Source organism: Priestia sp. 179-F W1.4 NHS (genome assembly GCF_045369295.1).
Lineage (GTDB): Bacteria > Bacillota > Bacilli > Bacillales > Bacillaceae_H > Priestia > Priestia zanthoxyli.
Map to the genome: position 1 here is coordinate 1,231,947 of NZ_JBIQFF010000001.1, position 18,511 is coordinate 1,250,457.

The window sequence follows — 18,511 nt, forward strand, 5'->3', positions numbered from 1 at the left end:
TTGATAGGTTTTGTAAAAAGAATCCGTATTAATAGATGTAAAAGCAAGGGGAAAGGAGCAATGTCATGGAAGATGACTGGATTGTTGGGTGTATAAGACGGAAAAAAGAAAAAGGATTAGAGCTGTTAATCGATCAGTACGGAGGGTTGATTACGGCCATTGTACGTAAGCATCTAGGCACGCTGAAAGGTTATGAAGAAGAGTGTGTAAACGACGTATTGTTAGCCGTGTGGCATCATATTCACCGCTTTGATTCGGAAAAAAATACGTTTAAAAACTGGGTTGCGGCTGTTGCGAAGTATAAAGCCATTGACTATCAGCGCAAATACATAAAAACGCAGCACGAATCGCTTAGCGAAGCGGAGTTTGGTGAAACACCAGGAGTTCATAACGTTCAAAGGGACGACGTGGAAGAACTTTTAGGTCACTTAAGTGAAGGAGACCGCGAGCTGTTTAAAGCGTATTACTTACAGGAAGTCGAGCTAAAGCAAATTGCTGAAAAGCAGCAGACCACTATCAGCAATTTATACAACCGGCTGTCGCGCGGACGAAAAAAGTTAAAAGCGATTTTTAAATAAGAAATAAGGAGGGGCAGATATGAAAAATCAATATGACTTATTAAACGGATCTTCTGTAGACTTTGATGAATATGAAGAAATCGACCTAACGGCAAGCGAGAAAAAACGAATGAAAAAGCGCTTAAAACGTGAAATAAAGCCGGCGCGGAAAAAAGCGCGTCCGCTGATTGCCGCTGCGGTGCTGCTGCTTGCTGTGACGCCTGTGATGATGCAAAACGAAACGGTATGGGCATCGGCTGTGCGAATCAGTCAGCAAATTGGCCAGCAAATTGAGCTGCTTATGAACAAGCCTGAAGGCAGCTTGAGCAGCTATAAAAAAACGGTAAATGAAACGGCAACGGACCAAGGCATTCAAGTAAAAGTAAATGAGCTGATGCTTGATGACGGCCAGGTGCTGCTTGGGTTAACGATTAGCGCAGATGAGTTTAGAAGAACTGCACTAGGGCTTAACCGAGACGCGCCAATTCGACCGGGAAAGCTGCGCGTGAAAATTGGCAATATGTCGTTTTTTGATTCCGCTTCAAGTATTAGAGAGGAACCAATCAAAAATAAAGACGGAAGCTGGGACTACTTGTATGCTTTAAAATTAACACAAACGGACACGGACGGAGACGGGGAAATTGATGTTGAAGGCTACAGCGTGCTAGATCACATTGATCCAAGCAAAAACTATCAAATCAGCGCGCAGTTCACAAGCCTTGAGTTTGAAAAGAATCCTGCTCAGACGAAAAGCGGTGACCACCGAGATTTTTATGGAGAAATTAAAGGGAATTGGACTGTACACACCAGCGTAAATGGCTCAAAAATTATTGCTGATACTAAAGTGTATCCGTTAAACAAAGAAATTCCGATTAGCGAAAAAGGAATAGAAGGCGTATTGTCTATCAAAGAAGTTCGCGTATCGCCTGTTTCAATTAAAATGCACTATACGTTTACATCATCAAATGGAAGCATCCGAGGCGGAACGGATGTTGGTGTAGACATAAAAGACCAAAACGGAAGAAATCTTTCTGAAAGCGGCAGTGGAGGAGGAACAGACACCGTCATAGAGATGGACGGAGAGTACCGAAATGATAAGGACGTCACTATGCTTCGATTTATTCCGTATGTAAGTGATCACGAAACAGACTGGTCAAAAGACTTAACCTCGGACGCCTTTAATTTGAAGGTAAATGACAACTAACACAAATAAAAACCAGATGCCTGCTTAGCGGGCATCTGGTTTTGTATTAGATATCCATTTTATTTAACAAGCGAAGAAACGTTTGTAATTCTTCATCCGTAAAATGGCTAAGCTTTTCACCGTATTCTTTAGTGAGCACTTTTTCCATTTCTTCTGCAAACGCTTTTCCTTTATCCGTAATCGATAAGTAGACAACGCGGCGGTCTTTTTGACTGCGTACGCGCGTGACAAATTCTCTTTCCATGAGACGGTCGCTGACGCACGTCATGCTGCTGTTTGAGATATGCATATGCTCGGCAATCTCAGAAACGATATGATTGCCTTCTTTATACAGCAGGCGAAGCGCTAAAAATTCATTTAAAGGAATATATGATTTTAAAGTGGGGATAACCGACAGCTGCATTTTTTTCGTTTGGTTTCGCATCGTGGAAACCACATTTTGGATAAGTTGATCTCGTGTATTCATAGAGGTTGTATGCTCCTTTTTCCGTTCAAACAATTCTTTTTCTTTTCTATTGTACCATATTGTACATAAAGAGAAGCGGCAGGTTTTTTAGAGGGAAAAAGAGAAGTAGTAGGTATCTGTTGCGATAGAAAGGGGCTTGAGTGATGGGAAAGGTAATTGAATTTAAAACGACGCTGCTTCCTTTTGATGGAGCAAAAAAGCTTGTGAACGCAAATAATTCGGAAAGTGACTTACTATACAAAGAATATTATGACCTTGGAGACGGCAAGCAGCTGTGCACACTTGTGTTTGAACGCTATTTTTTCCGCACCGGCGGCAGAGGATCACTAACCATTATTCTAGAAAATGTGTCGGGTCCAAACAAAGTTAAGTGTATTCCTTCAGGAAGCGCAGAAGGGGTATTAAATATTGACTGGGGAGCAAGCAAAGATTTTGTACGATGGGTCGAAAACGCACTGTCTGCTTATACGCTAGAAGAACCGCAGAGATAAAGGTAAAGCTGGAGAAGGCAATACGCTTCTTCAGCTTTTTTTGTGAAGCGAAGGACGATTAGAGAAATGAAAAGATGTAAAAGCTACTGTAGAAATAAGAACTTTATGTGGACAATAAGCAATTTTTCTCTTTTTACCGGATAAATGAGTATAATATGAAATTGCAGGAAGACTTCACATTTACATAACAAAGGAGAACAACATAATGAAAAAACTCAGCATCGTATTATTCGTTTTAATGATAGCTATAGTAGGCTGTTCAAAGGCAAATGATTCACGTTCAAAAGAAGTAAAAGGAACGATTGAAGTACCGGAATCAATTCAAGCAAATGAACAAGTTAAGCTTAAAGTCCTTGTGACGCAAGGAGATAAAAAAGTAGAAAACGCAGATGACGTACAGTTCCAAGTTGAAAAAGAAGGCTACATCAATCAAGAAATGACAAAAGCACCGCACGAAGGAAAAGGTGTATACAGCACGGACTATACGTTTAAAGAAGACGGCGAATATATGATTACCGCTCATGTTACGGTAGACGGTGACATGAAAATGTTTACGAAAAAAGTAGAGATAGGTAAGTCTACAGAGTAGTACCTTATATAGCCATTTAAAAAGAGAATGCCTTGTGCATTCTCTTTTTTTTCATAAGAACACTTTAATCTACGTAGTTCGACAGCTCAATCAAATTGTAATCAGGATCTCTTATGTAGACAGAAACGATCGGACCTAAAGCACCTGTTCGTTTGACCGGTCCTTCTTCAATTTCTACATTATGTTTTTGTAAGTGACTAATGACGTTTTCAATTTTTTCCTCCGTAATAAAACATAAATCAGCGGAACCCGGAAGAGGGTGATTTGCTTTAGGCTCAAATTCATGCCCTGCTTGATGTAAGTTTATTTTTTGTTCACCAAAACGAAGTGCTACTCTTCCTTCTCCGAACGTTTCTTTTTGCATGCCTAAGATAACCGTATAAAAGTGAATGGTTTTTTCAACGTCTTTTACTGTTAACACAAAATGGTCTAGTTTTTTAATCATTTCGTTTCCTCCTAACAAGGTACACTTTTTTCCTCTGACGGTAGGGTAAGTACTGGGTGAGATCTGAGAGGATTTTCTATAAATAAGTATATCATTTGTAAAGTGGAGAATAGCCAGAGACAGCTTTATGTTCATTTTTAGTTCAAATGAGCGTTTTATAAATAGCCTGTTTTAAAATATTATGGTTTTACACAATTAAAGGTTTGTGGAATTTTATGTTAATATTGGATGGAGAGTAGCATTTATTTTAGTAACTTATTCCGGAAAGTTTGTTGATTAGATGTGTTAAAAATTTAAATACATATATGAATGGAGATGCTCGTATGTCTATGGGGATACTTTCTTTCATCACTTTTGTTATCTGGTTTGTAGCCATTCAAGAGTTTTTAAAACCTGAAAAGAATCAGAGTAACCGAAAAATAATGATGTTAACATCCGCAGGCTCCTTGCTGACGTTGGCTCTGACCATTTCACTTTTTCAAACGCTATAAAAATACCTTGAAAAGCGGTTTTTCGTCTGCTACAAGAAGCGTAATACATGCGGCCCTGAGTTCTTTCGTGGTTGTATTGTATGATTTGGTTTTCGGAAAATGATGGGGAAGGGGAGAGTAGAGATTGTGAAGAGGAACTACACATTACTGTTTTATTTTCTGTTTGTATTGTCAATGATAGGCGGCCTAGCGTTAAGAGATACGTTTTCCTATTCAATGATGGTTGGAGGCGGAATAGGGCTCACCTTTCTTTTTTGCTCCGCTTATTCTGCAGAAAAAAAAGAAAAAGAAGCATGTGAACTGATGGTTCGCATGCTTCTTTTTTTATGTTTTTTTGTACGACTATCTTATTTATAAATGGTGGACGGAATTTTAAACGTATGAATGCCGTTAGAATACGGGCCGTACTCATACTCACCAAATATAATAGCAATGCCGCTACTTGTATAGTAAAACTGATCGTCTTTTAAATTTACAGACTTAAATTCATTAACCCAGAACTGAGCACCTTTTTTATTACGCGCAATCATTTCATTCCGGATATAGTTATTAACCTTGTTTAACTTAGTGTTGGTGTTAATAATATCTTTTAAGCTAATTTGTCGAGCTTTTAACAAATCGTAATTGTAAGTATCAATCCAAGCGTTGCCGTGAACGCCACCAGCGTACGCATCATTCGTAACAGCAACACTTAAAATATTATCTTGGTTGTAAGGTACAGAGTATGTCATATTACGAGAATAAGGACCTGGCGCCCAGCCGTTTTTGCGGTCTTCCTTCTCTTGTTCTTTTAGCTCGTTATGTTCTTTTTGTGCTTCTTTCGCAATATTTAAGAACTTTCGATTATAGCTAGCCTCAAATGGTTTATTGATAAGACCGGATACCTGAGGGTAACTAATGTTGCTTGCTAAAGATTTCTTCGTAACTGTTACCCCTAAGGCTTGAATTTTGTCACTAGGGGCTTTTTCATACTTAATGCTTGATGACTTTTGAGCATAGGTACCCTTTGATACCCCATAAAGACCACCAAATTTACTAGATTCAGAATACACGCGGAATACTTGCCCTTTTGTCACTTTTCTAGCCGCTGCTAACTTGTTGTTTTTTATGTTGTAAAGATTCGTGTTCTTTAAAACGGTAACGCGTCCTATTTGCCCTTTAACCAGTTCCTGATTCCCCCACACGACTTTTGCTTCTGCAACTGTTTGCGGAGCAAGCGGTGAAAATAACAAAGCAAAACCTAAAACAACTGCGCTAGCCCTTTTGAACCTTTTCATAAAAGCCCCCTAAAATGATTTTTGTAGGTTTTAAAACTAATACATACTTTATTTTCCAAAAAAAGCTCATTCACTAGTATAGCACAACTTTACATTTTTTTACTTTTATTAATTCCTTTTTACGTAATTATTTTTCGACTTACTTTTATTAGAAAAAATAGACCAGCACTTACCACTTTATGCCTTCAGTAGAAAGAAGAAAAAAGTCAGTTATTTACCCTGTACTAAAAAAGTTTCCTGTGGTAAACTTTCGGTATTATTATAAGTGAAAACTAAAATTTTTAAATAATTGATGCAGACAGGTTCACTTTTCTGCTTAAGCAGAATAGCCTATTACAAATCAACGAGTATATTTTTTTACCTTAAAAGTTGGTCTAACGAAAAAAATATAACCTTGTATAAAAAACAAGAAGGGGTGAAAAATAGATGGCTAGTGTAAAAAATTCTCCGCTGTCTACATTTACGACAGGTGAAACGGTGCAGCTAGAGCGAATTGAAATCGAAGGTGCCTTAAAGCGCCGCTTGTTAGATTTAGGGTTTATTCCAGGAGCCATCATCAAAGTGCTTCAAAAAAGCCCGTTAGGAGATCCTGTTGCTTATCAAGTCAGTCATACAACGATTGGTCTCAGAAAAGAAGAAAGCTCAAAAATTTTTGTAAAAAAAGTAGGTGACGACGTTGAGTGAGTATCGCATTGCATTAGCAGGAAATCCGAACACGGGAAAGAGTACGTTATTTAACGGATTAACCGGTCTTAAGCAGCACACGGGAAACTGGACGGGAAAAACTGTAGCCAAAGCAGAAGGGACGTTTGAACATCACGAGCAGCTCTACACAATCGTCGATCTGCCTGGAACGTATTCACTTTATTCAAACTCGGCGGACGAAGAAGTAGCGCGCGATTATATTTTATTTGAAAGACCTGACGTGACGGTTGTTGTGGTCGATGCAACGGCGATGGAACGAAATCTTAATCTAGCTCTGCAGGTAATGGAAATGACGGAAAACGTCGTGATTTGCGTGAACTTAATGGATGAAGCAAAGAAAAAAGGAATTGTGATTAACGAAAAAAAGCTCGCTGAATCGTTAGGGGTACCGGTTGTGCCTATATCAGCTCGCAATAAAAAAGGCATTACGAATTTGCTGGATGCGATTGAAGGAGTCGTGCGCGGGGAAGTAAAGCTTACTCCTTATCAGGTGCAGTACACAAAAGAAATTGAAGCATCGCTAAAAGAGCTAGAACCTCAAGTTGCTTCTATTGTGGGAAATCAATTTCCTCTCCGCTGGATTGCTTTACGAGTTCTTGATGGAGATACGTCGTTTTTAGAGACGATTCAGCAACGTCAACAAAAAGATATCAGCCACACAGAAAGGAGGAACAGCGCATATGGGAAATCCGTTAACTCCTGAAAACTCATTAGCGATGGAACAGCTAACGCGCTATGCGCAGCAGGCAAAAGAAAAAGACCATCGTTCAAATATGGTCGCAAGCATTTATCAGTCGTCACAGCAAATATGTAAAAAAGCCGTTGTATACGAAGACCGCTCAAAGCTTCAGCGCACGGAGAAATTGGATAAAGTCTTCACTTCGCCAATCTGGGGATTTCCGATTATGCTTGGTATTTTATCGGTCATCTTTTATATCACTATAGCAGGGGCAAACGTTCCTTCTGGATTAATTGCAGATGGGTTTAGCTGGGCGGAAGGATATTTAACAGCTTTCTTTCAAGCGATTCATGCACCAGAATGGCTGCACGGAATTCTTGTATTAGGACTGTTTCGCGGTACGGGTTGGGTCATTAGCGTGATGCTGCCTCCGATGGCCATCTTTTTCCCGGTGTTCGCGCTTTTAGAAAACTACGGCTACTTGCCTCGCGTCGCGTTTAACATGGATCGTTTGTTCAAACGAGCAGGGGCACACGGTAAGCAGTCGCTGACGATGGCGATGGGGTTTGGATGTAACGCCGCAGCGATTATGTCAACGCGTATTATTGAATCGCCGCGTGAACGTATGATGGCAATTTTAACAAATAACTTTGTTCCATGTAACGGCAGATGGCCTACGCTGATTTTGTTAGCTTCTTTATTTATGGCAACAGGCTTTACAGGAAGCGCTAAAACATTCGTAACGGCGCTTGTTGTAGTCGGAACGGTGTTATTTGGAATTGTTGTGACGCTGTTCGTATCATGGGCACTGTCTAAAACGGCGCTGCGCGGAGTACCCACACACTATACGCTAGAGCTTCCGCCTTACCGTAAGCCGAAATTTGTAGATACAATTGTGCGCGCGACGCTGGATAAATCGCTGTTCGTGTTAAAACGCGCGATTATTGTTGCAGCACCCGCGGCGGTGTTAACGTGGGTATTGGCTAATATCTATATCGGTGACACAAGTATTTTAATGCACTTCGTTCAGTTTCTTGATCCATTTGCCAAGACGCTAGGGCTAGACGGGTATATATTAGCTGCTTTTATTATTGGCTTGCCCGCTAATGAAATTGTTGTACCGGTTCTACTGATGGCGTATTTATCAACGGGCTCATTAATTGAAATTGAAGATGCAACAAGACTCAAACAAATTTTCCTTGATCACCACTGGACGTGGCTAACGGCTCTTAATATGATGCTGTTTTCGCTTCTGCATTTTCCGTGCGGAACAACGCTTGTGAACATTTATAAAGAAACCAAAAATGTTAAGTGGACGTTTCTTGCTTTTGCGATTCCAACAGTGATTGCGATTGGTGTTACGTTTGCGGTTGCTCAAGTCGTAAAAATGTTTAACCTTATTTAAATATGAAATAAACGTGCAGGGCTTTGCGAAAAGTCCTGTATTTTTTATGAGCTGCTGTTTTAATAGATTTTTAGTTTCCCCACGGATGATTAATTGATATTTTTTAGATGAAATGGTAATTTATATGGTGTGTATTTCTTTTATAATATGCACAGATTTAACTTCTGGGGGAGAACAACTATGGCAAAAAACAAGGCAGCAGAAACCATCTGCTGGCTGGCAATCCTTGCTCTCCTTATTCTCAGTATCGTAAATGTCGTTTATAAAGGTACAAAACAAACGCTTCTATTTACGAGAGATGAGCTGAAGTCTGGAGAAGTAAGCAAAAGCTGGGAATCGTTTCGAAAAGAGCAGCAGCTGTCACAGCACAAAGCAAAAATAGAAAATTTTCGTTTAACGCTAGATAGAGATCAAAACATATCTTCTATGCGGTTTACAGTGATAGATCCTTCTGATCATAACTCCTATAAAATGCTGGGTTACAGCTCTTGTTTTTCATGTGAAGATCAAGGAGAGGATCGGTTAGCGGTTACGAGTGAAAAAGTTGATGGAAAGCCTGCTCAATACGACCGATTAATGACCGCAGATGAGTTCTTTTCGAAGGTAGAAATTCTTAACAACCAGCATTTCTTTACAACTAGTCACTATGCGTACACGCACCTTTATTCTACCGGTGAGTACGAGAATACGAGCTATGACGGTCCTTACTTTGTTCTAGAGGGAACGGAGTTAAAACAGCTACAAACCTCTCATTCTTCGGACAAGGATTATCGTGATTACGGCAGTATACAAGTGATTGGCAGCAACAGTTCGGGAAGCTATGGGACAAGCGAGGGTACGACCAAAATCGTCATCATCAGGTAAAAAGAAGCGGCGGTTTGCATCACGAGAGATTAATAGAAAAAAGCGCCAATGAAATGCTAAAAGGAGGCTGACGGTGGGGATATTTTTTAGTAAAATAGATTCAAACAAGAGGAGTAAGTATCAAACAAGGCTGTATTCTTGCTTCACTGTTCTCATCATAATCAATGTAATTAACAGCTGGTTTCTCGATTGGCTGTGGCTTTATATCACCACAAGTAGCGTTCTTGTTATACTAGTGGTATTCCTGCTCAAAACACCTAAACGTGATTTAGAGAAAGAGTGGAAGCAGCTAGAAATAGACAAAGACGAGGCTTTTGAAAACAGAGTCAATTTGATGATGATGAATGGCCGAAGTGACGTTCAGGCTATTAAATACATACGAAAAGAAAAAAATCTCGGTTTGCTTCATGCGAAGCAGTATCTTGACCGTATTAAAGAATCCAAGGAATAATAAAAACGACTTCTGGCAAGCAGAGGTCGTTTTTTAATAGGCAGTTTACTTTTTCTCGCCAACCGTCACTTTTTTCGTAAACATTTTCATGTCGCCTTTTATCGTCACATGAGCGGTAATCGTATATTCACCGTCTTCTTTAAACGTATAGTCGGTGCTGTATGCACCGTTATCCTGATGTTTTGCATCGATCATTTCTTGATTAATGTAGCCTTCTTTTTCAACTTGAATTTGTACGGCATCTGCATTTTTTATCTTTTTGTCTCCTTGTGTAACGAGCACGTTAATAGCTGTTTTTTCGTTTGCTTTAATGGTTTGAGGCACTTCAATTGTTCCTTTAACTTCCTGTGACTTTTGCTCATTTCCTTTCGAACAGCCGACTACGGCAATGACTAAAATGAGCAGCAGCATACTAAGCTTTTTCATAAATATCTCCTTTTTATCTTACTTTCTACTAGTAAATAAATTTCTCCATAAAACTTTATCACTTAAGTTATAAAATAAAATCATCCCAATGAGTGATTTTTTATGAGTGTGACGGCAAGAAAATTGAACATTTTGTTACAAAAAATAGGTTACTATCGCAACGAGGCTTTACAGCATTGTGTCTTGACCTTAGGATTAAACCTAATAAGCTAGGAAAGGGAGAGAAGGATATGCTTACACTTTATGATGAACTGTACGGCAATTTTGAAGCAGAAGGCGTTCTTTTAGAACTGATTCAAAGTGACCCCGTACAGCGTTTAAAAGGAATTTACCAAGGCGGAGCGAGCCGGTTTGTAAATGAAAAATGGAATACTACTCGATATGATCATTCCGTTGGTGCGATGATGCTTGTACATAGGCTAGGAGGCTCTTTGGAAGAGCAAATAGCGGCTTTATTACATGACGTTTCACATACGGCATTTTCTCATGTGATTGACTATGTTTTGGAACAAAAAGAAGAAAATTATCATGAAATGATTTACGAACAAATTGTGACCGGGTCGTCTATTCCTCATATTTTAACGAGCGCCGGTTTAAACTGGCGAGATATCTTACTTGATGAAAGCCAGTGGACGCTGCTTGAACAGAACGCTCCGCGCTTATGTGCTGATCGCGTGGATTATACGCTGCGGGATTTGTACGTATGCGGCGAGATTACTTTACAAGAAGTGCATGCGTTTTTGGATCAGCTTGTCGGATTTAATGGACAAATGGCGTGCAGGAATTTATCAGCGGCAGAGTGGTTTGTGGATGCTTACTACAAAGAAGTCATTGGCTTTTTTATGAATCCGCTTAATATGTTTGGAAACTATCAGCTGACGGAAATTATCAAGCTTGCTTTGCAGAAAGATATAGTGTCTATGGAAGATTTTTTAAAGCAGGATGACGATGTGATCCGGTTGCTGAAAAACGCTGGAGATAGCAGCATTGAAGGGATGTTGTCTGCTCTTTTTAACAGCAAAGCAGAAACAGGAACGGCGTCTTGTTATGATGTTTACCAAACGACAAAAATGCGCTGGGTTGATCCTCTTGTTATTGGTTCAGATGGGGCGGCTCCTGTATCTCAGTTATCACTTACCGCTAAAAGAGCAATAGAGCAAGCGAAACAAAGGATAGAAAAAGGAGTATATATCATCGTTCAGGCTCCGTTATAAAATGAATCGTTACATAAAGAAGGGGATGCAATAATGTGCATCCCCTTATCTTATAAGAAGTTTTATAGACCTCTAAGAAAGCCTTCTCTTAACGAACTTCATCACGCTTCGCAGTTAATTCTTTAATCGTTTCTCCTTCAACTAACACAGGCTGATAGTAAGTTTCGTTTGGCAAATCTTTTTTGCCCTGCAGCTTTTTAATGATCCAATCAGCCGCATCGCGTCCCATTTGTTCCTGAGGATGGGTTAACGTTGTTAAATTAATCGTCGCATTTTTAGCGATGTACGAATTGTCTTGACCAATAATTGACAACTTGTCCGGAATGGAAATGCCAAGCTGTCTGCATACATTTACGACTTCTAACCCTACTTCATCGTTATAGCAGACAAGAGCGGTCATTTCGTCTTGATTTTCAGTAAGAAACTCTTTTAAATTAGCGTACAAATCGAGCTTTGTTTCGGTGTTAAAAGACAAAATATGCTCAGGCTGAAAGCGGAGTTTTGCATCACCAAGCGCTTTTATGTAGCCTTTCATTCGGTACTTTCCTTGCAAGTCATCCATTTTTGCAATGAGCCCAATTTGTGTATGTCCTTTTGAAATTAATTCATTTGTGGCAAGGTAGCTTGACTGAACGTCATCTAAACAAAAAAACGGAACCTCTAATTCTTCGTAGTAGGCGTTAATCATCGTAAATGGAACGTCTTGTTCTTTGAATGATAAATAATACGAGATGTTTGGATTGTACAAATTACTTTTTGTAGGCTCAACAATTAAGCCGTCTACTCCGTAGGAAAGCATCATTTCCAGCGCTTTTTTTTCTTGTTCCACATCATTATTCGTGCTCGCCAGCAGCAGCGAATAATTATCTTTATTTAATCTGCTTTCAATTCCACGAATGATCGAAGGGAAAATATAGTCGGAAATATACGTGGTAATAACGCCGATCGTTTTGTTGGCAGAAGCCCCGCTCGCTTTGGATTGATACTGATTGCTTACATAGGTGCCAGACCCTTTTTCGCTTCTTAAAAATCCTTCATTCGACAGCTCTAAAATCGCTTTTCGAACCGTATGTCTGCTGACACCATACGTTTCTTGCATGACCGATTCAGTCGGGATTTGCTCGCCAATGCTGTAATCGCCTGAAAGAATTTTGCTTTTTATATCCTCAATAATCACCTGATATTTTGGCTTCATGTTTTCACTTCTTTCGTAGTTGTATACATTCAACTTTTTTTATGTGTAAAATTTGTATGGACATATTTTATCATGAACGTGAATAAATGAAAAGATTTCCTTGATTTTTAATCGAAAGGAGAATGATTTAAGGGAGAGATACCGATTTTTTAAAAGTTTAAGAAGGGAAGAGTAGGATGTTTTGAGTATTTGTGTGCATATATAATTTTATTATTGACAAATGTACGTACAAATAAATATACTTAGGTTGTTAACAAATTCAAACAGCGTTACATAAAACGGAAAGCGCTTCCTTACTGCTATAGGTATCTTTATAGCTATCAGAAAGGAGATTAAACGTGAAAACAACTCAAGAAACCATAAAACAAGCAATTGCTAAAGGAAAAACGTCCCTTGGAATTGAACTTGGATCTACTCGTATTAAAGCGGTGCTGATTGACGAAAATTTTGAAACGATCGCATCAGGCAGTTATGAATGGGAAAATCTCTTGGAAGACGGTTTTTGGACGTACAACTTACTTGATATTATTACAGGTTTGCAAAGTGCTTACCGTGAAATGAAGCAAGAAGTGGAACGAAGCTACGGAATCACCATTCGAACAGTTGGCTCTATCGGCGTTTCAGCTATGATGCACGGATATATGGCGTTTGATAAAACGGGTGAGCTGCTTGTTCCGTTTCGAACGTGGCGTAATGCAACAACAAGCGAAGCAGCAAAAGAATTAACTGAACATTTTAACTTTAATATTCCTGAACGATGGAGCATTGCGCATCTGTATCAGGCCATCATCAATCAAGAAAAACACCTGCCGCGCATCCATTACATAACAACGCTAGCCGGCTATATTCACTGGCTGCTGACAGGCAGTAAGGCGCTTGGCATTGGAGATGCTTCAGGGATGTTTCCAATTGATGAACGCACAAAAAATTACAGTGAAGATATGATGAAGCAGTTTGATGAGCTTATTTCTTACAAAGGATATCCGTGGCAACTAACAGATATTCTGCCTGCAGTTCAGACTTCAGGCGAGCAAGCAGGTACGTTAACAGCGATAGGAGCTAGTATTTTAGATCAATCAAAAAATTTGCAGCCGGGCATTCCGTTTTGTCCTCCAGAAGGAGATGCAGGAACGGGAATGGTGGCGACAAACAGCGTAAGAAAACGCACGGGAAATGTTTCAGTAGGAACGTCCGTTTTTGCGATGATTGTACTAGATAAAAAGCTTTCAAAAGTCTATCCGGAAATTGATTTGGTTACCACGCCAAACGGCAGTCCAGTTGCCATGGTTCATGCGAATAACTGTTCAAGCGACTTGAACGCTTGGCTCGGATTGTTTCGTGAATTTTCGGAGGCGATGGGGCAAAGAGTAGAGTCGGATAAATTATTCCAAGTGATGTTAAATAAAGCGCTAGAAGCTGATCCTGATGGAGGGGGCTTGCTTAGCTACGGCTATTTCTCAGGTGAAAATATTACCGGAGTAGAAAGTGGACGTCCGCTATTTGTCCGGTCAGCAAAAAGTAATTTTAATCTAGCAAACTTTATGCGAACGCATCTTTTTACAGCTTTTGGCGCTCTAAAAATAGGAATGGATCTTTTAGTAAAAGAAGAAAACGTAAAGATTCACAGCATTTTAGCGCACGGAGGATTATTTAAAACGCCGGTAGTCGGTCAAAAAATGATGGCAGCGGCAATTAATACCCCGGTTTCCGTCATGGACACAGCAGGGGAAGGCGGCGCGTGGGGCATGGCTATTCTTTCTTCTTATATGCTCAATAAAAGTGAGAATGAAAGTTTAGAAGATTTCTTGGATGATAAAGTTTTTAAAGAAGTGACCGCACAGGAAATCTACCCTGACGAACTCGATGTAAAAGGGTTTGAAGCATTTATTAAAAGATATAAAAAAGGGCTAGTCATTGAAAAAACAGCTGCCGAGCATCACAGCGAAGAACGGGAGGAGTTACTGTGCTAGATAAATTAAAAGAAGAAGTATTTCAAGCAAACCTCGATTTGCCAAAACACGGACTGGTCAAGTACACGTGGGGAAATGTAAGTGCAGTTGACCGAGACAGCGGTTTGGTTGTGATTAAACCAAGCGGCGTGACGTATGAAAAAATGACAGCCAAAGATATGGTCGTCGTAGACTTAGATGGCCGCGTGGTAGAAGGTGAGCTTAACCCGTCGTCTGATACGCTGACACATGCCGTACTATATAAACACTATCCCGAAATTGGCGGTATTGCTCATACGCATTCAACGTGGGCGACCATTTGGGCTCAAGCAGGGCTCGATGTACAGGCAATGGGAACGACTCATGCCGATACCTTTTATGGTTCCGTACCGTGCGCGCGCTTTTTGACAGAAAAAGAAGTGAATGACGGATATGAAGTGGAAACGGGCAAGGTGATTATTGAAACGTTTGAAAAGCGCGGCTTAGATGTGCTAGCGGTTCCTGGAATTTTACTTCAAGGACACGGGCCGTTTACGTGGGGAAAAGACGCCAAAACGGCGGTAATGAACAGCGTCGTATTAGACGAAGTATCCAAAATGAATTTCTTTACCCAAAAATTAAACGGACTGGCTGAAGAGCTGCCGCAGCGTATATTAGACAAACATTATTTACGAAAACACGGACAAAATGCGTATTACGGGCAAGGACAGTAAAAGACTTACATACAGAAAAGGGGATTATCATGTTAAAAACGACTCAAAAAGAATTTTGGTTTATTGTTGGTTCACAGCATCTTTACGGAAAAGAAGCGCTAGCAGAAGTAAAAGCACACGCTCAAACAATGACTGATGCTTTAAATGAAAGCGGTGTCTTACCTTATCCGCTTGTGCTGCAAGATTTAGCTGTGAACGCTGATACGATTACAAGCATGATGAAAGAAGTGAATTACCGAGATGAAGTTGCCGGTGTAATCACGTGGATGCATACGTTCTCGCCTGCAAAAATGTGGATTCGTGGCACCAAGTTACTGCAAAAACCGCTGCTTCATTTGGCAACACAATTTAACGAAAGCATTCCTTGGGAAACGATTGATATGGATTTTATGAACTTGAATCAGTCCGCTCACGGTGATCGTGAATACGGCTTTATCAACGCGCGTTTGAACAAGCAAAATAAAATTGTAGTAGGCTACTGGGAGCGCCCCGACGTACAGCAGCAAATTGCACAGTGGATGGACGTAGCCGCTGCTTATAACGAAAGCTTCAACATTAAAGTTGCGCGTTTCGGCGACAATATGCGCAACGTGGGAGTGACAGAAGGAGACAAAATTGAAGCGCAAATTCAATTTGGCTGGACGGTTGACTACTTTGGAATTGGCGACCTTGTTCAATATGTCAACGCCGTTACGGAAGAAGAAATCAATGATTTGTTTGCTGAATATGCCGACGCGTATGAGTTTGTCTACGGCGATTATTCTGCAGAAGACTGGGAATCTAGCGTAAAAGTACAGGCAAGCTATGAAATTGCGATTAAACGTTTTCTAGACGAAGGCGGCTACAGCGCTTTTACGACTAACTTTGAAGATTTGTACGGTATGAAACAACTTCCTGGTCTAGCGGTACAGCGCTTGATGGCAAAGGGATACGGATTTGCTGGTGAAGGAGACTGGAAAACAGCCGCGCTTGACCGTTTGCTTAAAGTAATGAGCCATAATCAGTCAACGGGCTTTATGGAAGACTACACGTATGAATTGGCTCCCGGACGTGAGTCAGTACTTCAATCACACATGCTTGAAGTAGACCCAACGCTAGCGGTAAACAAGCCAAAACTAATCGTTTCTCCGCTAGGTATCGGTAACCGCGAAGATCCGGCCCGCTTAGTGTTTGACGGTAAACAAGGAGAAGGCGTAGTCGTTTCTATGGCTGACTTCGGCACGCATTACAAGCTGTTAATTAACGAAGTATCGGCATTTGAGCCGGAAGTTCCAGCTCCAAATCTTCCTGTGGCGCGTGTGCTTTGGAACATTAAGCCGAACTTCCAAGACGGCGTTAAAGCGTGGATTGAAAACGGAGGAGGACATCATACAGTTCTTTCATTAAATTTAACGACGGATCAAATTGTGAGCTATGCAAAGCTTGTGAATTTAGAGTACGTCATTATTAAGTAAGCATCATTACTTCCAAGGGAGCGCTGCTTCCTTGGAAGTGAAAATATAGCGTCAGTAAAAGAACGCCGTTTTTAGAAATAAATGAAAGCGTTTTAAATAAGTGTGGCAGGAAGAAAAACTAAGACAATACAAAGGGGATATAATCATGAGTAAAGTATCAAGTAAGTTTATCTTCTTCTTCGGCTCATTTGCCGGTATTTTATTCGGTTATGATATTGGGATTATTGCTGGTGCAGAAGGTCATATCCGTGAAGCGTTTCATTTAAGTCCGCTCTGGCTGGGGATTGTGGTTTCATCGTTAATGGGCGGAGCCATTATCGGTTCTATTTTAAGCGGATTATTAGGTGATAAGTTTGGACGAAGAAAGTTAATTTTAATTTCGTCTATCATTTTTCTGTTAGGCTCCATAGGTTCAGCGATTGCACCAGAGGAAATTACGTTAACGATTGCGCGCGTCTTTTTAGGTACAGCAGTGGGAACGGCTTCTTCGCTAGTTCCTGCTTATATGTCAGAAATCGCACCTGCTCATATTCGCGGGAAGCTTTCAGGTTTAAATCAGCTAATGATTGTAATTGGGTTATTGTTAAGCTATATCGTAGCCTTTATTTTTGAGCCGGTTCCAAACAGCTGGCGATTAATGCTTGGCAGCGCCGGTATTTTTGCAATTGTCTTATGCATCGGTATGATCAAGCTTCCGGAGTCACCTCGCTACTTAATTAAAAACGGAATGCCAGATAAAGCGCGTGAAGTACTGCGCACGCTTCGTTCCTCAGCAGCTGAAGTCGAAGCGGAAGTATCTGAAATTCAAAGCGTAGCTGTGCATGAACAATCAGGCATTAAACAGCTGTTTCAGAAAAAATTTCGTTTAGCTTTAATTATCGGTGTCGGAATGGCAACTTTTCAGCAAATTCAAGGCTCAAACTCAATTGTTTATTATGCAACAAGCATTGCCCGTCAAGTTGGTTTAGCGCCGCAGGTAGCTGCTGGTTTTACGGTTATTGTTGGGGTAATCTTCGTTGTGACAACACTTATTTTTCTACAGTTTGTTGATAAATTCAACCGCCGTACCATTCTTACGGTTGGCGGAGCGGGAATGGCTCTTTCCTTTTTTACACCGGCTATTCTTGGAGCAGTAGGCGTTAATGAATCCGTCGTGAACTGGGTTACGTTAATTGCACTGTGCTGCTTTATCCTTTGCTATGCGTTTTCTTGGGCGCCGCTTACGTGGATCATTGTAGGAGAAATTTTCCCGCTTTCTGTGCGCGGAATCGGTGCTGGTATTTCATCTGCCTTTAACTGGACAGGATCGCTGGCAGTAGGGCTTGTGTTTCCTATTTTAGCCGATCAGTTTAGCTTAGGCGTGATCTTTTCCACATTTGGGATCATTTGTATTCTCGGATTATTCTTCATACGTTTTGTAGTTGTCGAAACAAAAGGGCGCAGCCTAGAGCAAATTGAAACAGACATGGCAGCTCGTTCTGAAAGAAATTCGTTAAGTCCCGTTGAGCGTAATAAATATGTTTAATTGTCGTAAATGTTTTAAATGTAAGGTGCTGAGATAAAACTATTTTAGCTGAAGTGAAAAACGAACCACTAATCAAACACTTTGATTAGTGGTTCGTTTTTTATGGTGAACGCAGGTTTCAGCTGTTTCATTTCTTCTAGCAGTTGATTGGAGAGCAAGGCGAAGACTCCTGCGGGGAAAGCGGAACAGATGAGACCCCGCAGGCGCACAAGCGACGAGGAGGCTCATCGGCCGCCCGCGGAAAGCGAAGCCTTGCACGGAAATCAACTGCGGGGCAACAAGCGGTTCAGCTCATGTCGGCCTTTGTTCGTTCCCAGCCTCTTTCTTATTAGTAGATACAGAGATTTCAGCTTTTACCCTGTCATATTAGTGCCTAATAAAATGGAAAGATAGGTTAGCTTATCATAGCGT

22 protein-coding genes are annotated in these 18,511 nt (G+C 40.6%); 17 read left to right on the forward strand and 5 right to left on the reverse strand.

Going from position 1 to position 18,511, the window contains the following annotated elements; genetic code table 11:
* Positions 1 to 65: 65 nt before the first annotated feature.
* Both ACH0CI_RS06450 and ACH0CI_RS06455 read left to right on the forward strand, forming a co-directional pair.
* Positions 66 to 578 (forward strand): sigma-70 family RNA polymerase sigma factor, encoded by a 513-nt coding sequence (locus ACH0CI_RS06450; protein ID WP_406901067.1) that lies wholly within the window; start codon positions 66 to 68, stop codon positions 576 to 578.
* Positions 579 to 597: 19 nt separating this feature from the next.
* The gene (locus ACH0CI_RS06455) at positions 598 to 1,761 is read left to right on the forward strand and encodes a DUF4179 domain-containing protein (RefSeq protein WP_406901068.1); all 1,164 of its coding nucleotides are present in this window, start codon (positions 598 to 600) and stop codon (positions 1,759 to 1,761) included.
* Between the two features lie 46 nt (positions 1,762 to 1,807).
* On the opposite strand, the gene ACH0CI_RS06460 is transcribed toward ACH0CI_RS06455, so the two are convergent.
* Positions 1,808 to 2,227: a MarR family winged helix-turn-helix transcriptional regulator gene (locus tag ACH0CI_RS06460; RefSeq protein WP_016765035.1), complete on the reverse strand. Its 420-nt coding sequence runs from the start codon at positions 2,225 to 2,227 to the stop codon at positions 1,808 to 1,810.
* A 143-nt stretch (positions 2,228 to 2,370) separates the two neighbouring features.
* Here ACH0CI_RS06460 and ACH0CI_RS06465 point away from each other — a divergent pair, with 143 nt between their 5' ends.
* Both ACH0CI_RS06465 and ACH0CI_RS06470 read left to right on the forward strand, forming a co-directional pair.
* Positions 2,371 to 2,718, forward strand: a complete 348-nt coding sequence (locus tag ACH0CI_RS06465; protein WP_028414741.1) for a DUF6054 family protein — start codon at positions 2,371 to 2,373, stop codon at positions 2,716 to 2,718.
* Between the two features lie 205 nt (positions 2,719 to 2,923).
* The gene (locus ACH0CI_RS06470) at positions 2,924 to 3,307 is read left to right on the forward strand and encodes a FixH family protein (protein ID WP_406901069.1); all 384 of its coding nucleotides are present in this window, start codon (positions 2,924 to 2,926) and stop codon (positions 3,305 to 3,307) included.
* 64 nt (positions 3,308 to 3,371) lie between these two features.
* On the opposite strand, the gene ACH0CI_RS06475 is transcribed toward ACH0CI_RS06470, so the two are convergent.
* Positions 3,372 to 3,752, reverse strand: coding sequence for a VOC family protein (locus ACH0CI_RS06475; RefSeq protein ID WP_406901070.1), 381 nt, complete (start codon positions 3,750 to 3,752; stop codon positions 3,372 to 3,374).
* Between the two features lie 323 nt (positions 3,753 to 4,075).
* Here ACH0CI_RS06475 and ACH0CI_RS06480 point away from each other — a divergent pair, with 323 nt between their 5' ends.
* Positions 4,076 to 4,243: a hypothetical protein gene (locus ACH0CI_RS06480; protein ID WP_196246103.1), complete on the forward strand. Its 168-nt coding sequence runs from the start codon at positions 4,076 to 4,078 to the stop codon at positions 4,241 to 4,243.
* A 126-nt stretch (positions 4,244 to 4,369) separates the two neighbouring features.
* Positions 4,370 to 4,600: a hypothetical protein gene (locus ACH0CI_RS06485; RefSeq protein ID WP_406901071.1), complete on the forward strand. Its 231-nt coding sequence runs from the start codon at positions 4,370 to 4,372 to the stop codon at positions 4,598 to 4,600.
* On the opposite strand, the gene ACH0CI_RS06490 is transcribed toward ACH0CI_RS06485, so the two are convergent.
* Positions 4,591 to 5,520 carry a DUF3298 and DUF4163 domain-containing protein gene (locus ACH0CI_RS06490; RefSeq protein ID WP_406901072.1) on the reverse strand — a complete coding sequence of 310 codons (930 nt, stop codon included), beginning with the start codon at positions 5,518 to 5,520 and terminating at the stop codon, positions 4,591 to 4,593. The genes ACH0CI_RS06485 and ACH0CI_RS06490 overlap by 10 nt on opposite strands.
* Positions 5,521 to 5,946: 426 nt before the next feature.
* Here ACH0CI_RS06490 and ACH0CI_RS06495 point away from each other — a divergent pair, with 426 nt between their 5' ends.
* The 5 genes from ACH0CI_RS06495 to ACH0CI_RS06515 all read left to right on the forward strand — a co-directional run bounded on the left by ACH0CI_RS06495 (position 5,947) and on the right by ACH0CI_RS06515 (position 9,624).
* Positions 5,947 to 6,204: a FeoA family protein gene (locus ACH0CI_RS06495; RefSeq protein WP_335707429.1), complete on the forward strand. Its 258-nt coding sequence runs from the start codon at positions 5,947 to 5,949 to the stop codon at positions 6,202 to 6,204.
* The gene (locus tag ACH0CI_RS06500) at positions 6,197 to 6,928 is read left to right on the forward strand and encodes a FeoB small GTPase domain-containing protein (protein ID WP_335707428.1); all 732 of its coding nucleotides are present in this window, start codon (positions 6,197 to 6,199) and stop codon (positions 6,926 to 6,928) included. The genes ACH0CI_RS06495 and ACH0CI_RS06500 overlap by 8 nt, the downstream gene beginning before the upstream one ends.
* Before the next feature lie 13 nt (positions 6,929 to 6,941).
* Entirely contained in the window at positions 6,942 to 8,309 is a 1,368-nt protein-coding gene (locus ACH0CI_RS06505; RefSeq protein WP_406901377.1) for a nucleoside recognition domain-containing protein, read from the forward strand.
* A gap of 180 nt (positions 8,310 to 8,489) precedes the next feature.
* Complete coding sequence (locus tag ACH0CI_RS06510; RefSeq protein WP_335707426.1) at positions 8,490 to 9,173, forward strand: hypothetical protein; 684 nt, start codon at positions 8,490 to 8,492, stop codon at positions 9,171 to 9,173.
* 73 nt (positions 9,174 to 9,246) lie between these two features.
* Positions 9,247 to 9,624 (forward strand): hypothetical protein, encoded by a 378-nt coding sequence (locus tag ACH0CI_RS06515; RefSeq protein ID WP_335707425.1) that lies wholly within the window; start codon positions 9,247 to 9,249, stop codon positions 9,622 to 9,624.
* Positions 9,625 to 9,669: 45 nt separating this feature from the next.
* Here the strand turns inward: ACH0CI_RS06515 and ACH0CI_RS06520 are convergent, their stop codons facing one another.
* Positions 9,670 to 10,050, reverse strand: a complete 381-nt coding sequence (locus ACH0CI_RS06520) for a FixH family protein (protein ID WP_406901075.1) — start codon at positions 10,048 to 10,050, stop codon at positions 9,670 to 9,672.
* Between the two features lie 230 nt (positions 10,051 to 10,280).
* On the opposite strand from ACH0CI_RS06520, the gene ACH0CI_RS06525 reads away from it, so the two are divergent.
* On the forward strand, positions 10,281 to 11,264 hold the full coding sequence (locus ACH0CI_RS06525; RefSeq protein WP_335707423.1) for an HD domain-containing protein: 984 nt from the start codon (positions 10,281 to 10,283) through the stop codon (positions 11,262 to 11,264).
* 88 nt (positions 11,265 to 11,352) lie between these two features.
* Here ACH0CI_RS06525 and ACH0CI_RS06530 read toward each other — a convergent pair whose 3' ends face one another.
* Positions 11,353 to 12,459, reverse strand: a complete 1,107-nt coding sequence (locus tag ACH0CI_RS06530) for a GntR family transcriptional regulator (protein ID WP_047750279.1) — start codon at positions 12,457 to 12,459, stop codon at positions 11,353 to 11,355.
* Positions 12,460 to 12,797: 338 nt separating this feature from the next.
* Between ACH0CI_RS06530 and ACH0CI_RS06535 the strand changes: the two genes are divergently transcribed.
* The 5 genes from ACH0CI_RS06535 (at position 12,798) to ACH0CI_RS06555 (ending at position 18,432) form a co-directional block, all read left to right on the forward strand.
* Positions 12,798 to 14,429 carry a xylulokinase gene (locus ACH0CI_RS06535; protein ID WP_406901078.1) on the forward strand — a complete coding sequence of 544 codons (1,632 nt, stop codon included), beginning with the start codon at positions 12,798 to 12,800 and terminating at the stop codon, positions 14,427 to 14,429.
* Positions 14,423 to 15,121, forward strand: coding sequence for an L-ribulose-5-phosphate 4-epimerase (locus tag ACH0CI_RS06540; RefSeq protein WP_335707421.1), 699 nt, complete (start codon positions 14,423 to 14,425; stop codon positions 15,119 to 15,121). Before ACH0CI_RS06535 ends, ACH0CI_RS06540 begins: the two co-directional genes overlap by 7 nt.
* Before the next feature lie 29 nt (positions 15,122 to 15,150).
* Complete coding sequence (gene araA, locus ACH0CI_RS06545; RefSeq protein ID WP_406901079.1) at positions 15,151 to 16,575, forward strand: L-arabinose isomerase; 1,425 nt, start codon at positions 15,151 to 15,153, stop codon at positions 16,573 to 16,575.
* 145 nt (positions 16,576 to 16,720) lie between these two features.
* Positions 16,721 to 18,100 carry a sugar porter family MFS transporter gene (locus ACH0CI_RS06550; protein WP_335707419.1) on the forward strand — a complete coding sequence of 460 codons (1,380 nt, stop codon included), beginning with the start codon at positions 16,721 to 16,723 and terminating at the stop codon, positions 18,098 to 18,100.
* Positions 18,101 to 18,243: 143 nt separating this feature from the next.
* Positions 18,244 to 18,432 (forward strand): hypothetical protein, encoded by a 189-nt coding sequence (locus ACH0CI_RS06555; RefSeq protein WP_406901081.1) that lies wholly within the window; start codon positions 18,244 to 18,246, stop codon positions 18,430 to 18,432.
* The last annotated feature ends 79 nt before the right edge of the window (positions 18,433 to 18,511 follow it).

Coding starts and splice junctions, on each gene's coding strand:
- ACH0CI_RS06450 (WP_406901067.1), top strand. CDS start 66: ATGGAAGATGACTGGATTGTTGGGTGTATAAGACGGAAAAAAGAAAAA.
- ACH0CI_RS06455 (WP_406901068.1), top strand. CDS start 598: ATGAAAAATCAATATGACTTATTAAACGGATCTTCTGTAGACTTTGAT.
- ACH0CI_RS06460 (WP_016765035.1), bottom strand. CDS start 2,227: ATGAATACACGAGATCAACTTATCCAAAATGTGGTTTCCACGATGCGA.
- ACH0CI_RS06465 (WP_028414741.1), top strand. CDS start 2,371: ATGGGAAAGGTAATTGAATTTAAAACGACGCTGCTTCCTTTTGATGGA.
- ACH0CI_RS06470 (WP_406901069.1), top strand. CDS start 2,924: ATGAAAAAACTCAGCATCGTATTATTCGTTTTAATGATAGCTATAGTA.
- ACH0CI_RS06475 (WP_406901070.1), bottom strand. CDS start 3,752: ATGATTAAAAAACTAGACCATTTTGTGTTAACAGTAAAAGACGTTGAA.
- ACH0CI_RS06480 (WP_196246103.1), top strand. CDS start 4,076: ATGTCTATGGGGATACTTTCTTTCATCACTTTTGTTATCTGGTTTGTA.
- ACH0CI_RS06490 (WP_406901072.1), bottom strand. CDS start 5,520: ATGAAAAGGTTCAAAAGGGCTAGCGCAGTTGTTTTAGGTTTTGCTTTG.
- ACH0CI_RS06495 (WP_335707429.1), top strand. CDS start 5,947: ATGGCTAGTGTAAAAAATTCTCCGCTGTCTACATTTACGACAGGTGAA.
- ACH0CI_RS06505 (WP_406901377.1), top strand. CDS start 6,942: ATGGAACAGCTAACGCGCTATGCGCAGCAGGCAAAAGAAAAAGACCAT.
- ACH0CI_RS06510 (WP_335707426.1), top strand. CDS start 8,490: ATGGCAAAAAACAAGGCAGCAGAAACCATCTGCTGGCTGGCAATCCTT.
- ACH0CI_RS06520 (WP_406901075.1), bottom strand. CDS start 10,050: ATGAAAAAGCTTAGTATGCTGCTGCTCATTTTAGTCATTGCCGTAGTC.
- ACH0CI_RS06525 (WP_335707423.1), top strand. CDS start 10,281: ATGCTTACACTTTATGATGAACTGTACGGCAATTTTGAAGCAGAAGGC.
- ACH0CI_RS06530 (WP_047750279.1), bottom strand. CDS start 12,459: ATGAAGCCAAAATATCAGGTGATTATTGAGGATATAAAAAGCAAAATT.
- araA (WP_406901079.1), top strand. CDS start 15,151: ATGTTAAAAACGACTCAAAAAGAATTTTGGTTTATTGTTGGTTCACAG.
- ACH0CI_RS06550 (WP_335707419.1), top strand. CDS start 16,721: ATGAGTAAAGTATCAAGTAAGTTTATCTTCTTCTTCGGCTCATTTGCC.